14 protein-coding genes and 1 pseudogene are annotated in these 17,132 nt (G+C 68.6%); 3 read left to right on the top strand and 12 right to left on the bottom strand.

Translation table 11 applies throughout. From position 1 onward, the window contains the following. Positions 1-11 precede the first annotated feature (11 nt). The 10 genes from QFZ21_RS00340 to QFZ21_RS00295 form a co-directional block, all read right to left on the bottom strand. Positions 12-1,088: a glycosyltransferase gene (locus QFZ21_RS00340; protein ID WP_307373226.1), complete on the bottom strand. Its 1,077-nt coding sequence runs from the start codon at positions 1,086-1,088 to the stop codon at positions 12-14. Beyond that, positions 1,085-2,290 (bottom strand): putative lipid II flippase FtsW, encoded by a 1,206-nt coding sequence (gene ftsW / locus QFZ21_RS00335; protein ID WP_307373224.1) that lies wholly within the window; start codon positions 2,288-2,290, stop codon positions 1,085-1,087. The genes QFZ21_RS00340 and ftsW overlap by 4 nt, the downstream gene beginning before the upstream one ends. Beyond that, complete coding sequence (murD, locus tag QFZ21_RS00330; RefSeq protein ID WP_307373222.1) at positions 2,259-3,794, bottom strand: UDP-N-acetylmuramoyl-L-alanine--D-glutamate ligase; 1,536 nt, start codon at positions 3,792-3,794, stop codon at positions 2,259-2,261. Before murD ends, ftsW begins: the two co-directional genes overlap by 32 nt. Then, positions 3,784-4,890, bottom strand: coding sequence for a phospho-N-acetylmuramoyl-pentapeptide-transferase (mraY, locus tag QFZ21_RS00325; RefSeq protein ID WP_307373219.1), 1,107 nt, complete (start codon positions 4,888-4,890; stop codon positions 3,784-3,786). The genes murD and mraY overlap by 11 nt, the downstream gene beginning before the upstream one ends. Further along, positions 4,887-6,299, bottom strand: a complete 1,413-nt coding sequence (gene murF, locus QFZ21_RS00320) for a UDP-N-acetylmuramoyl-tripeptide--D-alanyl-D-alanine ligase (RefSeq protein ID WP_307373217.1) — start codon at positions 6,297-6,299, stop codon at positions 4,887-4,889. Before murF ends, mraY begins: the two co-directional genes overlap by 4 nt. A 27-nt stretch (positions 6,300-6,326) precedes the next feature. Next, positions 6,327-8,099, bottom strand: coding sequence for a penicillin-binding protein 2 (locus QFZ21_RS00315; protein ID WP_307373215.1), 1,773 nt, complete (start codon positions 8,097-8,099; stop codon positions 6,327-6,329). 37 nt (positions 8,100-8,136) lie between these two features. After that, positions 8,137-8,700 (bottom strand): hypothetical protein, encoded by a 564-nt coding sequence (locus QFZ21_RS00310; protein WP_307373213.1) that lies wholly within the window; start codon positions 8,698-8,700, stop codon positions 8,137-8,139. Then, positions 8,697-9,635 carry a 16S rRNA (cytosine(1402)-N(4))-methyltransferase RsmH gene (gene rsmH / locus QFZ21_RS00305; protein ID WP_307373210.1) on the bottom strand — a complete coding sequence of 313 codons (939 nt, stop codon included), beginning with the start codon at positions 9,633-9,635 and terminating at the stop codon, positions 8,697-8,699. Before rsmH ends, QFZ21_RS00310 begins: the two co-directional genes overlap by 4 nt. Positions 9,636-9,739: 104 nt before the next feature. Next, positions 9,740-10,171 carry a division/cell wall cluster transcriptional repressor MraZ gene (mraZ, locus tag QFZ21_RS00300; RefSeq protein WP_307373208.1) on the bottom strand — a complete coding sequence of 144 codons (432 nt, stop codon included), beginning with the start codon at positions 10,169-10,171 and terminating at the stop codon, positions 9,740-9,742. Between the two features lie 242 nt (positions 10,172-10,413). Continuing rightward, a complete protein-coding gene (locus QFZ21_RS00295; protein ID WP_307373205.1) occupies positions 10,414-10,788 on the bottom strand; it encodes a DUF3040 domain-containing protein in 375 nt (124 codons plus the stop codon). A 97-nt stretch (positions 10,789-10,885) separates the two neighbouring features. Here QFZ21_RS00295 and QFZ21_RS00290 point away from each other — a divergent pair. Next, positions 10,886-11,975, top strand: a pseudogene (locus QFZ21_RS00290) (polyprenyl synthetase family protein). Positions 11,976-12,021: 46 nt separating this feature from the next. Here QFZ21_RS00290 and QFZ21_RS00280 read toward each other — a convergent pair. Further along, entirely contained in the window at positions 12,022-12,381 is a 360-nt protein-coding gene (locus QFZ21_RS00280) for an Rv2175c family DNA-binding protein (RefSeq protein WP_373425984.1), read from the bottom strand. A gap of 120 nt (positions 12,382-12,501) precedes the next feature. Here QFZ21_RS00280 and QFZ21_RS00275 point away from each other — a divergent pair, with 120 nt between their 5' ends. After that, positions 12,502-13,659, top strand: coding sequence for a LysM peptidoglycan-binding domain-containing protein (locus QFZ21_RS00275; protein WP_307373199.1), 1,158 nt, complete (start codon positions 12,502-12,504; stop codon positions 13,657-13,659). A gap of 78 nt (positions 13,660-13,737) precedes the next feature. Next, complete coding sequence (pknB, locus tag QFZ21_RS00270) at positions 13,738-15,693, top strand: Stk1 family PASTA domain-containing Ser/Thr kinase (protein WP_307373198.1); 1,956 nt, start codon at positions 13,738-13,740, stop codon at positions 15,691-15,693. A gap of 91 nt (positions 15,694-15,784) precedes the next feature. Here pknB and QFZ21_RS00265 read toward each other — a convergent pair whose 3' ends face one another. After that, entirely contained in the window at positions 15,785-17,125 is a 1,341-nt protein-coding gene (locus QFZ21_RS00265) for a class II 3-deoxy-7-phosphoheptulonate synthase (protein ID WP_307373197.1), read from the bottom strand. Between the last annotated feature and the right edge of the window lie 7 nt (positions 17,126-17,132).

Below are 17,132 nucleotides of genomic sequence, written 5' to 3'. Positions count from 1 at the left end.
GCGTCGACGGCTCAGACGGCGCCGAGCGCGCGGTCGATCAGCCCCACGACATTCTCGGTGCCGGTGCGGGTGCCGACCTTCTCGGCGGCCGCGGCCATCTGCGCGATCCGCTCCCGATCGCCCAGCAGGGGAACGACGATGCGTCGCACCGCGTCACCGTCGAAGCCCGCATCGTCCAGGAGGGCTGCGGCCCCTGCGGCCACCGCCGATGCGGCGTTGAGACGCTGCTCGCCGTTGCCGACCGAGTACGGCACGTACAGCGCCGGGATGCCCAGCGCACTGACCTCGCTCACCGTGGCCGATCCGGAGCGCGACACGATCAGGTCGGCGAGGGAGAAGGCCAGGTCCATGCGATCGATGTAGCGGAGCATCGTGTAGCCGGGGACCCCTGGGTCGGGCATGTCGCTGCGCTCGCCCTTCACGTGCAGCAGCTGCCAGCCCGCCGCGAGGATGTCACCCCACGAGTCGGCCATGGCCTCGTTCAGACGCTGAGCGCCGAGCGAGCCGCCGAAGACGAGCAGTACGGGACGGTCGGCATCCAGCCCGAAGTGCGCGGCGGCCTCGGCTCTCGTCGCCGCGCGATCCAGCTCCATCACCTCGCGTCGCAACGGCATGCCGACGACCTCGCTCCGGCGCAGGGGCGTGCCGGCGAACGCGACTCCGATGCCGGCGGCTCGTCGCGCTCCGAGCACGTTCGCGAGTCCCGGCTTCGCGTTCGCCTCGTGCACGACGAACGGCACGCCCTCGCGGCGGGCCGCGACGTAGGCCGGCGCGGAGGCGTATCCGCCGAAGCCGACCACGATGTCGACGCGATGCTGACGGATGTGCGCGCGGACCTGCGCGATGGCGCGACGGAACCGTGTGGGAAACGATGCCGCCTGAGCATTCGGGCGCCGCGGGAACGGAACCTTGTCGACCACGAGCAGTTCGTACCCGCGCTCGGGCACCAGACGCGACTCCAACCCCTCGGCGGTCCCGAGCACCAGAACGGAGGCGTCGGCGTCACGCTCGCGCAGTGCATCGGCGACGGCGAGCAGGGGATTGACATGGCCGGCGGTGCCACCGCCGGCGAGGAGGTACGAGGTCACCTGGTGACCCTACCCTGGCCTGCTGACTGCTTCTCCTCGGCGGGGAGCGTGCGGGCGAAGGCGAGCAGCACCCCGCACGCGATGAGCACGGCGAGCAGGGCGGTACCGCCCTGGGACATGAACGGGAGCGGCACACCCATCACCGGGAAGACGCCGATGACGACGCCGATGTTGAGCACGGCCTGACCGACGATCCACACCGTGATCCCACCGGCGGCGACGCGGATGAACGGGTCCGGCGTCTTGCGGATGACGTGGAACGCACCGACGGTGAAGAACGTGAACAGGGCCAGGACGACGATGCATCCGATCAGGCCGAGCTCCTCTCCCACGATCGCGAAGATGAAGTCGTTGCCTGCGGCGGGGAGCCAGCCGTACTTCTCCTGGGAGTTGCCCAGCCCGAGGCCGAAGACGCCGCCCGAGGCCATTCCCCAGATGCCGTGGATCGACTGGTAGCAGTCGTTCTCGTACGCCGACATGTCGTCGCAGGTGGCGGTGATGCGCCGCATCCGGTCCTGACTCGACAGCGCGTAGGCCAGCACGGCGGCGACGCCGAGGATCACCGGGATGATGAACAGCCGGAGCTTGACCCCGGAGAAGAACAGGCAGCCGAGCAGGATGAGGACGAGCACCATCGCGGTACCGAGGTCCTTGCCCGCGAGCACCGTGCCGATCGCCAGCGCGCCGACCGGGATGACCGGGATGAAGACGTGATGCCAGGTGCCCAGCATCGTCCGCTTGCGCAGCAGCACCGCCGCGATCCACAGTGCGAGGGCGAGTTTGAGGAATTCGGACGGCTGCAGCTGGGTGCCGGCGACCTTGATCCAGTTCCTGTTGCCGCCGTCGGCGATCCCGAGGGGCGTGAACACGAGCAGCTGCACAGCGACGGCGCCGAACAGGGCGGGCCAGGCCATCTTCCGGAGGAACTCCACGGGCAGACGACTGATCAGGAACATCAGCGGGATGCCGACCAGGGCGAACGTGCCCTGACGCAGCACGCCCCCCATTGGATCCTTGCCCTCGGCGACCGCGGTCGCGCTCGTGGCGGACAGCACCATCACCAGGCCGAACAGAGTCAGCAGCAGAGCCGTCGAGGCGATGAGCAGAAACTCGGTCGACACCGGGGTGAACCGGCGACCGAGCGAGACCCTGGCCGCGAGACCTCCGGACTCAGACCGCGGCGGGCGGGCTACCTGCGTCATCGGCGCTCCCCCGGTCGATCCAGTCCCGCACCGCGTCGGCGAAGCGGTGGCCGCGATCCGCATAGCTGGAGAACTGGTCGAAGGATGCCGCCGCCGGGGCCAGCAGAACTGTGCCCTCGTCGCCGACGATCCCCGCCGCGATCTCCACGACACGGTTCATGACCTGTCCAGTCTCGCCAGCATCCACCTCGAACACCGGCACCACGGGCGCGTGTCGCCGGAATGCCGCGACGACCTCGGTGCGCTCGACGCCGATGACGACGGCCGCGCGGGCTGTCGATCCGACCTCCGAGACCAGGTCGGCGATGTCCACGCCCTTCAGATCTCCCCCGACGACCCACACCGCGCCGGGATAGGCGCGCAGCGAGGATGCGGCGGCGTGCGGGTTCGTGGCCTTGGAATCGTCGACCCACGTCACCCCCGCATGGCGCGCGATGATCTGGATGCGGTGTGCGTCGAGTCGGAACTTCTGCAGCGCGGCGTGGATCGCCTCGGGCTGAGTGCCGAGGGACCGCGCGAGGGCACTCGCGGCGAGGATGTTCTGCACGATGTGCGGCGCAGCCAGCCCGACGTGCTCGAGGTCGGCGACCGTCGTCAGCTCGAGCGCGCTGCGCGCCCGGTCGTCGAGGAACGCGCGGTCGACGACCAGGCCCTCCACGATGCCGAGGTCACTGGGGCCGGGGATGCCGAGATCGAAGCCGATCGCCCGAGCACCGTCGACCACCTCCGCTTCCTCGACCATGCGCCGTGTGGCGGCATCCGCCTTGTTGTAGACGCAGGCGACGCGGGTGTTCCGATACACGAGGGCCTTGGCGTCGCGGTACGCCGCGGCACTGCCGTGCCAGACCAGGTGATCGTCGGCGAGGTTGAGGCACACCGAGGCGAACGGATACAGCTCGCCCTCAGGACTCGACAGGCCGAGGTACCAGAGCTGATGGCTGGAGAGCTCGACCACGAGCACGTCGAAGCCCTCGGGGTCGCGCACGGCGTCGAGCACCGGCACGCCGATGTTGCCGCAGGGCGCTGCGCGCCTCCCGCCCTCGACCAGTAGCGAGGCGGTCAGCTGGGTCGTGGTCGTCTTGCCGTTCGTCCCGGTGATGAGCACCCAGTCGGCGGGCGTGCCATCGGCGCGGAGGACCTTGTCGCGGACGCGCCAGGCCAGCTCCACGTCGCCCCAGATCGGGACGCCGGCGGCCTGCGCCCAGCGGATGAGCGGATGCGACGGCGAGAACCCCGGAGAGGCGATCACGACGTCGGGCGCGAACTCCACCAGCGCGGCGGGGACCGCGGCGAGCGAGCCGAGCTCGAGGCCGACGCCGATCACGGGCAGCAGCCGGGCGTACTCCTCCTCGGCGGTCTCGCTGAGCACGAGCACCTCGGCGTCGAGCTCGGCCAGCGTGTCCGCCACCGAGAAGCCCGTCATCGAGAGGCCGAGCACCGCCACGCGCAGGCCCTGCCAGTCGGCATGCCAGCTCGTCAGGGTGCGAAGGCGATCAGCCGACACGCGTGAGCCATTCGACGTAGAACAGTCCGATGGCCGACACCGCGAGGAGGCCGGCGATGATCCACATGCGCACCACGATGGTGATCTCCGACCAGCCGCGCATCTCGAGATGGTGGTGGAAGGGACTCATCAGGAAGAGCCGCTTGCCGCGGGTGACCTTGAAGTAGGCGCGCTGCAGGATGACGGAACCGGAGGAGATCACGAAGACGCCCGCGATCACGAGGAGCAGAAGCTCGGTGCGGGTGAGGATCGCCATCGCGGTGACCACGCCGCCGATCGCCATCGACCCGACGTCACCCATGAAGACCTTGGCCTTCGGTGCGTTCCACCACAGGAAACCGATGAGTCCCGCGGCGAAGGATGCGGCGATGATCGCGAGGTTGAACGGGTCGCGCACCTCGTAGCATCCGCCGAGCGAATCCGGGTCGCCGCCGATGCACGGCTGCTTGAACTGCCAGAAGGCGATGACGCTGTAGGCGCCGACCACGATCACCCCGGCACCGGCCGCCAGACCGTCGAGTCCGTCGGTGAGGTTCACGCTGTTCGATGTCGCGACCCCGATGATCGAGATCCACGCCAGGTACAGCACCCATCCCAGGACCACGCCGAACGCGAAGAGGTTCAACCAGGTGATGTCGCGGAACAGGGAGATCGAGGCGCTCGCCGGCATCTGTCCGAACTTGTTCGGGAAGTTCAGGGCCACGATCCCGAACGGGACCATGACGAGCAGCTGACCGACGATCTTTCGCCACCCCGAGAGTCCGAGACTGCGCTGGCTTCGCACCTTCATGTAGTCGTCGATGAATCCGACGGCGCCGAAGCCGACCATCAGCCAGATCACGAGGAGCGCCGACAGCGCCGGGACCTCGCCGCTGACGAAGACGCCGGTGAAGTATCCGACGATCGACCCCGCGATGAAGATCACTCCGCCCATCGTCGGCGTGCCGCGTTTCGCCTCGTGGCTCGGGTTCTCCACCGCTTCGGGGGTGCGGATGACCTGCCCCCAGCCCCACTTGCGGAAGAGCCGCAGGAAGACGGGAGTCAGGAACAGGGTGAAGGCGAGCGATATCGCCGCCGCCATGATGAGTGACCTCACGAGAACAATTCTCCCAGACGATCGCCGAGATGCCGGAGGCCCACGGAATTGGATGACTTCACGAGCACGCGATCTCCGTCGCGGAGCTCGGTGCGCAGGTACTCGAACGCGGCGTCCTGATCGGGCAGGTGCACGGCTTCGCTGTCCCAGGACCCTTCGCCGACGGCAGAGAGGTAGAGCCTTCTGGCCTCGGGCCCGACGACGACGATCCGCTGGATGTTCAGTCGCACCGCGAGCAGTCCGATCCGATCGTGCTCCTCCCCGGCGCTCTCCCCCAGCTCGGTCATGGCCCCGAGGACCGCGACGGTGCGCTCGGTCGGACCGGTGATCTGGGCGAGCGTGCGCAGTGCCGCCGCCATCGAATCGGGACTGGCGTTGTAGGCGTCGTTGATGATGCGCACGCGCTCGTTGCCCAGGGGCTGCATCCGCCAGCGCTCGGCGATCTCGACCGTCTCGAGGCGGGCGACGGCGTCGGCGAGCGACACTCCGAGCACCCTGGCGGCGGCGATCGATGCCAGCGCGTTCGTGATGTGGTGCGAACCGAGCACTCGCAGGCGCAGCGGAATGCGCTCGCCTCCTGCTTCGATCACGCAGGAGGTTCCGGATGCCGTCACCTCGATGTCGCGGGCGCGCACGTCGGCGGCGGCGCTCTGCCCGAAGCCGACCACGCGCATGCCGCGGGACTCGGCGAGCTCGCGCATCGCGGCGACGCGGGCATCGTCGACGTTGAGCACGGCCGTGCCCGCTGCCTGCGCAGCCGCCACCAGCTCGGCCTTGGCCTTGGCGGTCTCCTCGATGCCTCCGAAGCCACCGGCATGGGCCATGCCCACCATCAGCACGACGGCGACGTCGGGCGCGACGAGTCCCGCGAGGTGGGCGATGCTGCCCGGAGCGGCCGCGCCGAACTCGCTCACCAGGAATCGCGTGCTCTCGGTCACCCGGAGCATCGTGACCGGGGCGCCGACCTCGTTGTTGAACGAGGCGACGGGGGCGACGGTCTCGCCCTCATCGGCAAGGATGCGCGCGAGGAAGTTCTTCGTGGTGGTCTTACCGTTCGAGCCGGTGATGCCCACGATCCGCAGGTTCCCCGCGGCACGGGCACGTGCGACGACTTCTCTCGCGAGGTCTCCCAGGGCGGCGACAGCATCCGGCACGACGATCTGCGACACGGGCTCGTCGACGAGGTGCTCGACGATCGCCAACGCGGCGCCGGCAGCCACAGCCGCGCCGACGAAGCGATGGCCGTCGGTCTCGGCACCGGGCTTCGCGACGAAGATCGCCCCGGGCGACATCGTGCGGGAATCGGTGTCGACGACGCCCGCGACCGAGGTCTCGGTCGTGTGCTCTCCGGCCACGCGCAGCTCACCACCGACAGCGGCGGCGACTTCAGCGAGCGTCAGGGTGATCATGTCATCTCCAGGCGCGGCTCTCGCCGGCTATCCGAACTTGGGAAGCAGCTCATCCATCGGGACAGTGGACGGCATCACGCGATAGGTCTTCATCACCTGGGTCATCGCCTTCTGGAAGGCGGATGCGGTGGCCGCGGACGATACAACCTTAGTCGGCTCGTCGAGGGTCACCACGACGACGTACTGGGGGTCGTCGACCGGCGCGAAGCCCACCATGCTGGTGTAGTAGACCCCGGCCTTGTACCCGCCGTTCACCTCGTCAGCCACCTGGGCCGTACCGGTCTTGCTGGTCACGCGGTAGCCCGGGACCTTGATCCGATCGGCGTTGCCACCCTGGACGGCGACGTTCTCCAGCATCCGCGTCAGCTCACCGGCCGTCTTCTCGGTGACGATCTGCTCGTGCTTCGGCTTCTCCGGCGTGGCCACGGTGCCGTCGGCGCCGGTGCACGACTCGACGAGCGAGAGATCGATCTTCTCGCCGCCGTTCGCGATGGCCTGGTATGCGCCGGCGAGCTGCGCGGCCGTCACGGTGAAGTACTGACCGAACGTGGTCGTGTAGAGCGACTGGTTGTCCCACTCGCTGACCGGGTGCAGCGTGCCGGCGACCTCGCTCGGGAGTCCGATCGTCTTCTTGCCGACGCCGAAACGAGAGAGATAGTCGTAGCGCACCTCGGGACTGACCATGGTTCCGAACTTCGACAGCGCGACGTTCGAGGAGTCGATGAGACCGCCCGCGAGAGTGTAGTTGTACGCCGGGTGGGTGAACGCGTCGTTGATCACCGCACCGTTCGGGAAGGTCTCTCGCGACGAAGCGCTGACGGTGCTGAGCGGGTTCAGGCCCGCGCCCTCGATCGCCGCGGCCGCGGTGATCGCCTTGAAGGTCGAGCCCGGCTCGAAGTCGCGGTGGAAGATCTCGCTCCCCCAGCCGTCAGCGGTGATCGTCGCCAGATCGTTGGGGTCGAGCGCAGGCCACTCGGCTGCGGCCCGGATCTTCCCGGTCTTGACCTCGACCACCGTGGCCGTCGCACCCTTCGCGCCCTGCTTCTGCGCCTCTTCGGCGATCATCTGCTGCAGGTACCAGTTGAGGTCGCTGTTGATGGTCAGCTGCACGGAACCGCCGTTGACGGCGTCGATGGTGCGTTCGCTTCCCGGGATGATCACGCCGTCCCTGCCCTGGCGATAGCTGAATTCGCCGTCGACCGGTGCGAGGCACTTCTGCTCCAGCTTCTCGACCCCGGCCTGTGCGGCCCCGGTGTTGTCGAGGAAGCCCAGGATGTTGCCGGCGACGGCGCCGTTCGGATAGACCCGCGTCTCCCGCGGCTTCATGCTGAGGTACGGCGCCAGACCCAGATCGCGCAGGGCGATGAACTGCTCGGTGTCGAGTGACTTCTTGAGGGGCGCGTACTGGCTCTCGGGGTTGTCGACCAGCGCGTCTGAGACGATCTTTCGCACTTCGTCGCCGGTCTGGCCGGTGATCTCCGCGATCTTGTCGGATGCCTCCGCCCACGGCAGCTTCGGCTTCTTCTCCTCGAGCTTCATGATCACCAGCGGGCTCAGCTGGGCGTCGTAGACCAGCACACTGGAGGCGAGCACCGTTCCGGAGGCGTCGACGATGGAACCCCGCTGTCCGGGGATCGAGTCCCCCACGCCCAGCTTGGTGAGCGAGTTGGCGACGTGCTCGTCGGCGCTCACGACCTGGATGTCGACGAGCCGCACGACGAACGTCGCCAGCACCGTGAGGATGACCGCGAGGGCGACCACCGTGCGTCGCCGCGGTCCGCGGGTGGCTCTTGTCGTCATGCGATCTCTCCGTCGGATCAGGGGCGGTGGGCGGGCGTCAGTGCGTAGTGGGACTCGGCAGGCCGTCGGTGATCGCCGGCGGGAGGTCCTGCGTGGTCGGGTCGACGGCTCCGCCTTCGGTGGCGGGGGTCTCCGCCGGTGGTGCGGTGATCAGAGCGTTCCCGACCGCGCCGGCGCCCTCCGGGTCGATAGTCGACACCCCGTCCGCGCCGGCTCCGGTGCCGAAGACGGTGCTGTCGCTCAGTCGGAGGTAGGAGGGAGATCCGGCGACCACCATGCCGAGGCTCGCTGCGCCGGTCGCCAGCACCTGGGGGGAGCTCATACCGGTCAGCTCCTCGTTGAGGGCGTGGGTGCGCAGATCGAGCTCACGCTGCTGCGAGGACAGATCCTTCAGGGCGAAAGAGTCCTGCGTGATCGCGAGCGACAGGGCGATCTGCGCGGCTCCGATGGCGAGGGCACCGCCGAGCGCGATCAGCGCGTAGGCGAGCTTGGGCTTGCGTCGGACGGCAGGGCTCGTGACCGGCTGCAGCCGCCGGGTCGGCGTGCGCTGCGGGGCGATCGGCTGTGCCGGCTTGCGGACTGCCGCGGCGTTCAGGCTCATGCGCTCTCCCGGAGTTTCTCGGCGGCGCGCAAGCGCACCGGGATCGCGCGGGGGTTGCGTGCCCGCTCGTCTTCGCCCGCGAGTTCGGCGCCCTTGGTGAGGATGCGGAACCGGGGGGCGTGTTCAGGGAGCTCGACGGGAAGCCCGGCGGGTGCGGTCGAGGCGGATGCCGCGGCGAACGCCTGCTTCACGAGACGATCCTCCAGCGACTGGTACGACATCACCACGATGCGTCCACCGACGCTGAGGGCGTCCATCGCCGAGGGGATGGCGTCCGCGAGCACGTTCAGCTCGGCGTTGACCTCGATGCGCAGGGCCTGGAAGACGCGCTTCGCGGGGTGACCCGCGCGCTGCGCCGCAGCGGGCGTCGCGGCGATCAGGATCTCGACGAGTTCTCCCGATCGGGTGATCGGCTGCTTCTGACGAGCGTCGATGATGAAGCGCGCGTAGCGTCCCGCGAGCTTCTCCTCGCCGTAGCGTTCGAAGATGCGCCGCAGGTTGCCCTCGTTGTACGTCGCGATGACCTCGGCGGCGGTGACGCCCTTGGTCTGGTCCATGCGCATGTCGAGCGGTGCGTCCTTCGAGTACGCGAAGCCCCGCTCGGCCTCGTCGAGCTGGAGCGACGAGACGCCCAGGTCGAAGAGGATGCCGGCGGCTCCCTGCGCGTGAAGTCCGATCTCGTCGTAGACGGTGTGCACCAGCGTCACGCGGTCTTCGAAGCGGGCCAGGCGCTCCCCCGCGATGCGCAGAGCGTCGGTGTCGCGGTCCAGCCCGACCAGCCGAATGTGCGGGAATCGCTCGAGCAGTGCTTCCGAGTGGCCCCCCATTCCGAGGGTGGCGTCGACGAGGACCGCTCCGTCCGCCTGAAGGGCGGGAGCGAGCAGCTCGACGCAGCGGTCGAGCAGGACGGGAGTGTGGATATCGCGGAGGCTCATGATCTTTCTCGGGTTCGACCTTCGGCCCTGATCCCCCTCCGCTTCGCGACCCGGCACCGGGGAAGTGTGTCGGGGCGGGAGCGGCGGGGGCATCACAGCCGAGGTCAGAAGAGTCCCGGAATCACCTCCTGCTCCAGATCGGAGTAGGTCTCCTCGCCGGCAGCGAGGTAGCTGTTCCAGCTCTCGGCATCCCAGATCTCGGCGTGAGCGCCGACTCCGGTGACGATGAGCTCTTTCTGAAGGCCCGCGTACTGACGCAGGTGGGCGGGGATGGTGATGCGGTTCTGGCTGTCGGGCATCTCCGCACTGGCACCGGAGAGGAACAGGCGCATGAAGTCACGCGCCTGCTTGTTGGCGAGCGGCGCCTGACGGATCCGCTCGTGCATCGTCTCGAACTCGGCCGTGCTGAACACGTAGAGGCAGCGTTCCTGACCACGCGTGACGACGATGCCGCCACCCAGGTCTTCGCGGAACTTCGCAGGAAGGATGACCCGTCCTTTGTCGTCCAGCTTCGGGGAATGAGTCCCTAGCAACATCGGCCATCACCCCCTCTCCGTCCGGCCAACTCGAGGTGCGCCCCACTTTACTCCACTTTCCTCCACATTCCTACGGTCAATCGGCGCAATCGACGGCCGAGCCAAAAAGGGCACGCCGAAGTTCCGCGGGATTCCGCGGTGGAGGGAGGTGGAGGGGAAGTGGAGGGAACCGAGCGGAGGTGACCGTCAACGCAAGAAGCCCGGATGCTCAGCATCCGGGCTTCTGTGAAAGGGGGAGGTGGTCAGTGACCGTCCTGGCGGCGATCCCATCGATCGTTCATACGATCCATGAAGGACGCGGAGGTCTGTGGCTTCGTTGCGGTGCGCTCCTGCGGGACCACCGGGGTGGTGCGGCGAACGGGAGTGACGGCGAACATCACGCCGGCGAGCATCGCTGCGAATCCGATGACTCCGACCACGATCCCCCAGACGTCTCCGAGGATGACCCCCGCGATGAGACCGGCGATGCCGGCGAGCAGGAGGAGTGCCCCGTACACGAGGTTGCGGTAGCTGAGAGTGCGATCGCCGGAAGGCGCCGTCACGACGTCGGCGTCGTTGTGGAGGAGATGGCGTTCCATCTCATCGAGCAGACGCTGCTCCTGTTCGGAGAGTGGCATTTCGTCCCCCTCGGGTATGGTCCTGTTCATTCTACGCGCGCCGAGGCGCTCGGGGCTAGCCGATCGGGGCCTCCTTGCTTTACGTATGCTGGGAGTCGTGTCGTCCCCCTCAGAAGTCTCCGACGCCGTCGCCGCGCGCCTGGAGCGCTTCCTCGAACGGATGCGCGCCGAATCCGGCGAGTACGGCCCCGACGCGATGTCCTTCCTCGACGCGGCGGCGGCGACGCTGGTCGGCGGCAAGCGTCTTCGCGCCCGCTTCTGCCATGCCGGATGGCGCTCGATCGCGCGATTCCGTGATCGCGACGCCACCGAGGACGACGCGCTCTGGGATGTCTGCGCCGCACTCGAGATCTTCCAGTCCGCCGCTCTCGTGCACGACGACCTCATCGACAACTCCGACACCCGACGCGGCCGACCCGCCGCTCATCGGGCTCTCGAGGCCTCCCATCGGGCAGCCGGATGGCACGGCGACGCCGAAGCCTTCGGGCGCGCGGCGTCCGTCCTTCTCGGCGACCTGCTCGTGGCCTGGAGCGACGACCTGCTCGAGTCGGCCCTCGACGCGCACCCTCAGGCGCGCGCGGTCCGGTCGGAGTACGCCCGGATGCGCCGGGACGTGACCACGGGGCAGTATCTCGACATCGCCGAAGAATCGGCGTGGAGCGTGAACGAGGGGTCCCAGCATGCGGAGCGGGCGCTCCGGGTGGTGTCGCTCAAGTCCGCCCGCTACAGCATCGAGCAGCCCCTCGTCCTCGGTGCCGCCCTCGCGGGCGCCGACGAGGACCAGCTGGCCGCCCTGCGTCGATTCGGGCATCCGGTCGGGATGGCGTTCCAGCTGCGCGACGACGTCCTCGGAGTCTTCGGCGATGCGTCGGTCACCGGCAAGCCGGCAGGCGACGACCTGCGGGAGGGCAAGCGCACGGTGCTCGTCGCCCTCACCCCGCGAGTCCCTGGACTCCCCCGCCAGGAGCATCCTCGACGAGATGCTCGGCGACCCGGAGCTCACCGCGCAACAGGTGTCGTTCCTGCAGGCGACGATCACCGGTTCCGGAGCGCTGGAGCGGGTCGAGGCCATGATCGCCGACTTCGCCCTGCAGGCCGACCGCGCCCTCTCGGGCTCGCGGCTCGACAACGGTGCGGTCGGCGACCTGCGGGACCTCGCCCGCGCCGCGACGGTGCGCTCGGCCTGACGGTCGCGCTGCCGGCTTGCGGGCCCGGGCTGAGGGCGCGCTCGGATCAGGCGAGGGTGCGCGCGAGGCGGCGGACCGCGCTCTTGTGCCCCGCGAGGAGCGCGTCGATCGGGGAGCGCCCGAGGCTCTCCTCCTCGGCCAGCAGCCAGTCGATCAGCTCGTCGTCAGTGAAGCCGGCGTCCTGCAGCACGATGATGGTGCCGCGCAACGAGCTGAGCGGGTGCCCGTCGACGATGAAGACAGCCGGCACCGCGAAGACGCCGGTGCGCCGGGACCCGACCAGATAGTGATCGTCGATCAGGCGGCGCACACGGCCAAGGGGCACGTCGAGCACCTCGACGAGATCGGGCATGGTCAGCCACTCGACGGCGGGGGTCACAGCTACGTTCTCAGACACGTTGCCCACTATCTCACCTCCGCTTCCGAGTCGCATATCGGCACTCCAGTCACATCTGTCACTTGCGTCACTCCTGTTGACTTCTGTTTACATCCGTGTCAGCGTGAAGTGCTCGAAAAGGGGGACGCTTTGACCCAGCACACCGCCACGCGTCGCACGCGATATCTGCAGTTCGGCATGCCGGGCGCCATCCTCGGCGCCTTGGCGGGGACACTGGTCGCTGCTCCGGCGGACGCCGCCCCGCAGCCGACCACGATCGAGCGGCACCGCTCGACACCCCTGCGCACCGTTCCGACTCAGGCGCCACCCGCCGACTACATCGTGCAGCCGGGAGACACCGTCTCGGCCATCGCCGGCCGGTTCGGCCTTCGCACCGTGGACGTGCTCACGAGGAACGGACTCACCTGGCGTTCGGTGATCCACCCCGGCCAGAAGCTGAAGCTCCACGCATCCGCCGCTGCCCCCGCGCCGGTCGCCGTCCGGACATCCGCGAGCGCCCACACCGTGGTCGCCGGCGACACGGTCTTCGCGATCGCGAAGAAGTACGGCACCACCGTCGACGCGGTCCTCGCGGCCAATGGGCTGAGCCGCACCTCGGTCATCTATCCCGGGCAGAAGCTCGCGGTCTCGGGCACCGCAGCACCGGCCGTGGCGGCCCCGGTGGCCGTGACCGCTCCTCCGGCTTCCGCCACGACCCACGTCGTGGTCGCCGGAGACACCGTCTTCGCAATCGCGAAGAAGTACGGCACGACCAGCCAGGCGCTGTTCTCCCTCAACGGTCTCGGCGCCTCATCGATCATCTACCCCGGCCAGAAGCTCGTCGTGAAGAGCGCCCCCGCGCCGGCAGCGGCGTCATCGACGGGAGGGCAGCGGACCGCCTCGCTCACAGCCGAGCAGGCATCGAACGCGGGACTCATCATCCGCATCGGTCGCGAGATGGGCGTCTCCGATCGAGCCATCGCCACGGCACTCGCGACCGCCATGGTCGAATCGGGTCTGCGCAACCTCGACTGGGGCGACCGCGATTCGCTGGGGATCTTCCAGCAGCGGCCCAGTACGGGGTGGGGAACCCCCGCTCAGATCCTCGACGCGGACCGGAGCACGCGAGTGTTCTACGGCGGCCATGGCGATCCCAACGGACAGACCACCCGTGGCCTGCTCGACATCCCCGGCTGGGAGGCGATGTCCTTCACCGACGCCGCGCAGGCCGTGCAGATCTCGGCCTACCCCGACCGGTACGGCCAGTGGGAGAAGCAGGCATACAGCTGGCTGGCTCACTACGGATGACCGGCATCGGGAAAACCCGCAGGTGCCAGGGGTGAGCCGCTCCCCTGTCTTTCAGGCAGTTCTCCATAGAATTCTGACGTGACGTCCAATCAGCAAGCCGACCCCCTCATCGGGCGGCTTGTCGACGGTCGCTATCGCGTGCGGGCACGAATCGCCCGCGGAGGCATGGCGACCGTCTACGTGGCGACCGACCTCCGCCTGGAGCGACGCATCGCGCTCAAGGTCATGCACGCGCACCTCAGCGATGACTCGGCCTTCCAGAGCCGCTTCATCCAGGAGGCCCGCGCCGCGGCCCGCCTCGCGGACCCGCATGTCGTGAACGTCTTCGATCAGGGTCAGGACGGCGAGCTCGCCTACCTCGTCATGGAGTATCTGCCCGGCATCACGCTGCGCGAACTGCTGCGGGAGCAGAAGCGGCTCACGATCCCGCAGACGATCACCATCATGGACGCGATCCTCGCGGGGCTCTCGGCCGCGCACCGCGCCGGGATCGTGCACCGCGACGTGAAGCCGGAGAACGTTCTGCTCGCCGAGGACGGGCGCATCAAGATCGGCGACTTCGGGCTGGCGCGCGCGACGACGGCGAACACCGCCACCGGTCAGCAGCTGCTCGGCACCATCGCCTATCTGGCCCCAGAACTCGTGACCCGCGGCACCGCCGATGCCCGCAGCGACATCTACGCTCTCGGCATCATGCTCTACGAGATGCTGGTCGGCGAGCAGCCCTACAAGGGCGAGCAGCCGATGCAGATCGCGTTCCAGCACGCCACCGAGTCCGTGCCGCGTCCGAGCGTGCGGAACCCCGCGGTTCCGGAGCAGCTCGACGAGCTCGTGCTCTGGGCGACCGAGAAGTCCCCCGACGAGCGACCGGATGACGCGGGGCAGATGCTCGAGCGCCTCCGAGAGATCGAACGCGACCTGGGGATCGCCCCGGCGGTCGCGAGGGCCACGACGTCTCAGCGGAGCCAGGCCGATTCGGGTGACCTCACCAAGGTCATGCCCGGGACCATGGTCATCCCTGATACCACCGCACCGGGCGCTCCGGCCGTCGACAACGCCACGATCCTGCGGCGGCGCGCCTCGAAGCGCCGCGCGCGGGGCGCCTTCCTCCTCACCCTCGTGCTGCTGCTCGCCGTTCTCGCAGGCGGTGTGGGCTGGTGGTTCGGCTCCGGTCCCGGCTCACTGATCGCGGTGCCGACCGTCGCCGGCGGAACGTACGACGAGGCGGCTGACGTCCTCTCCGACGCGGGGTTCGTCCCCGAGAAGAAGGACGAGTTCTCCGTCGACGTGGCCAAGGGCACGGTGATCAAGACCGATCCCGGCGAAGGCACCCGTCTCGACAAGGGCGTGACCGTCGCGGTCATCGTCTCGGCCGGTCCCGCATCGCACGACCTCGACCCGGTCACCGGGCTCGATCTCGAGGTCGTGCGCGCCTCACTCGACGCGGCGAACCTCGAGATCGCCGACGACGAGGAGTACTTCGACGAACTGGCAGACGGCAAGGTGCTCAACGTCCGCATCACGCCCAGCGCGGGCGGCGACACCTTCGGCTGCGATAAGGGGTGCACGGTGTTCGAGAAGGACACCGCGACCATCCAGGTGTCCCGCGGGCCGCTCCCCGACATCAGCGACCTGAGCGTGCAGCAGGCCACCGACGCCCTGACGGGCAAGGGCCTCAAGGTGGCGGCCGAGAGCCAGTACCAGCCCAGCGACAGCATCGGCAAGGACCGGGTGATCGGTCACGCCGACCGCTCCGAGAAGGGCCCCTGGCGCCCGGGCGACACTGTGCAGCTGATCATCTCCAGCGGACCTCCCCTGTTCGACGTGCCGAACGTCGAGGGCCTTTCCCGCGACGAGGCCACCCAGGCCCTCGAGGGTGCCGGCTTCAAGTGGTCGTACACGAGCGACACCGGGCTCCCCGACTCCGTATGGGACCTGCTGGCGAACGAGAACACGAACGTCGACTCGTACAGTCCGTCGGAGCCTCAACGCAAGGGGACGACCATCACGCTGAAGATGAGCTTCTCCGGCTGATCGCGCGCACCTCAACTGATCGGGAGCACGTCGCCTGATCGAGAGCACGGAAAAGGGGCCGGAACGATGTTCCGGCCCCTTTTCTGTCTGCTCAGCGCTTCTCGAGCTCCTCGGCGACGAGGAACGCCAGCTCGAGGGACTGCATGTGGTTCAGGCGCGGGTCGCACAGGCTCTCGTAGCGCGTCGCGAGAGCCGCCTCGTCGATGTGCTCGGATCCGCCGAGGCATTCGGTCACATCGTCACCGGTGAGCTCCACGTGGATGCCGCCGGGGAAGGTGCCGACGGCGCGGTGCGCCTCGAAGAAGCCACGCACCTCGTCGACCACGTCGTCGAAGCGACGCGTCTTGTACCCGGTCGGCGTCGTGATGCCGTTGCCGTGCATCGGGTCGGTGACCCACAGCGGCTGGGCCCCCGAGTCGCGCACGGCCTCCAGCAGCGGCGGCAGGGCATCGCGGATCTTGCCGGCGCCCATGCGAGTGATGAAGGTGAGTCGTCCGGGCTCGCGCTCGGGGTCGAGCTTGTCGATCAGGGCGAGCGCCGTCTCGGGCGTCGTGGTCGGGCCGAGCTTCACACCGATGGGGTTGCGGATCTTCGAGAAGTAGTCGACGTGCGCGCCGTCGAGCTCACGGGTGCGCTCCCCGATCCACAGGAAGTGGGCGGACGTGTTGTAGGGCGTGTCCGTGCGCGAGTCGATCCGCGTCATCGGGCGCTCGTAGTCCATCAGCAGGCCCTCATGGCCGGTGAAGAACTCGACGCGCTTGAGCTCGTCGAAGTCGGCTCCGGCGGCCTCCATGAAGTTGATCGCGCGATCGATCTCGGCGGCCATGCGTTCGTAGCGTTGATTGGCCGGGTTCTGCGCGAAGCCCTTGTTCCACGAGTGCACCTCGCGGAGGTCGGCGAACCCTCCCTGAGTGAAGGCCCGGATGAGGTTCAACGTGGAGACGGCCGTGTGGTAGCCCTGCAGCAGCCGACCGGGATCGGGCTGGCGGGAGCCCTCGGTGAAGTCGTACCCGTTGACGATGTCGCCCCGGTACGCCGGAAGAGTGACATCGCCACGGGTCTCGGTGTCGCTCGAACGGGGCTTGGCGAACTGTCCCGCCATTCGCCCCATCTTCACGATCGGCATCGACGCACCGTAAGTGAGGACGACGGCCATCTGCAGCACCGTCTTGATGCGGTTGCGGATCTGCTCGGCGGTGGCGCCGGCGAACGTCTCGGCGCAATCGCCGCCCTGCAGCAGGAACGCCTGGCCGGATGCTGCGCGCGCAAGGCGATCGCGGAGGTTGTCGACCTCACCGGCGAAGACCAGAGGAGGGAGGGTCGAGATCTGTCGGGAGATCTCGGCGACGCGGTCCGCGTCAGGCCACTGCGGCTGCTGCTTGATGGGAAGCGAGCGCCAAGCATCAAGGGCGTCGATGTGGTGCGGGAGCATGCCTCAA

The organism is Microbacterium sp. W4I20 (assembly GCF_030816505.1).
Classification (GTDB): Bacteria; Actinomycetota; Actinomycetes; order Actinomycetales; family Microbacteriaceae; genus Microbacterium.
Note: the sequence above shows the minus strand (reverse complement) of the source record. Positions and strands in the feature narration are given on the sequence as shown.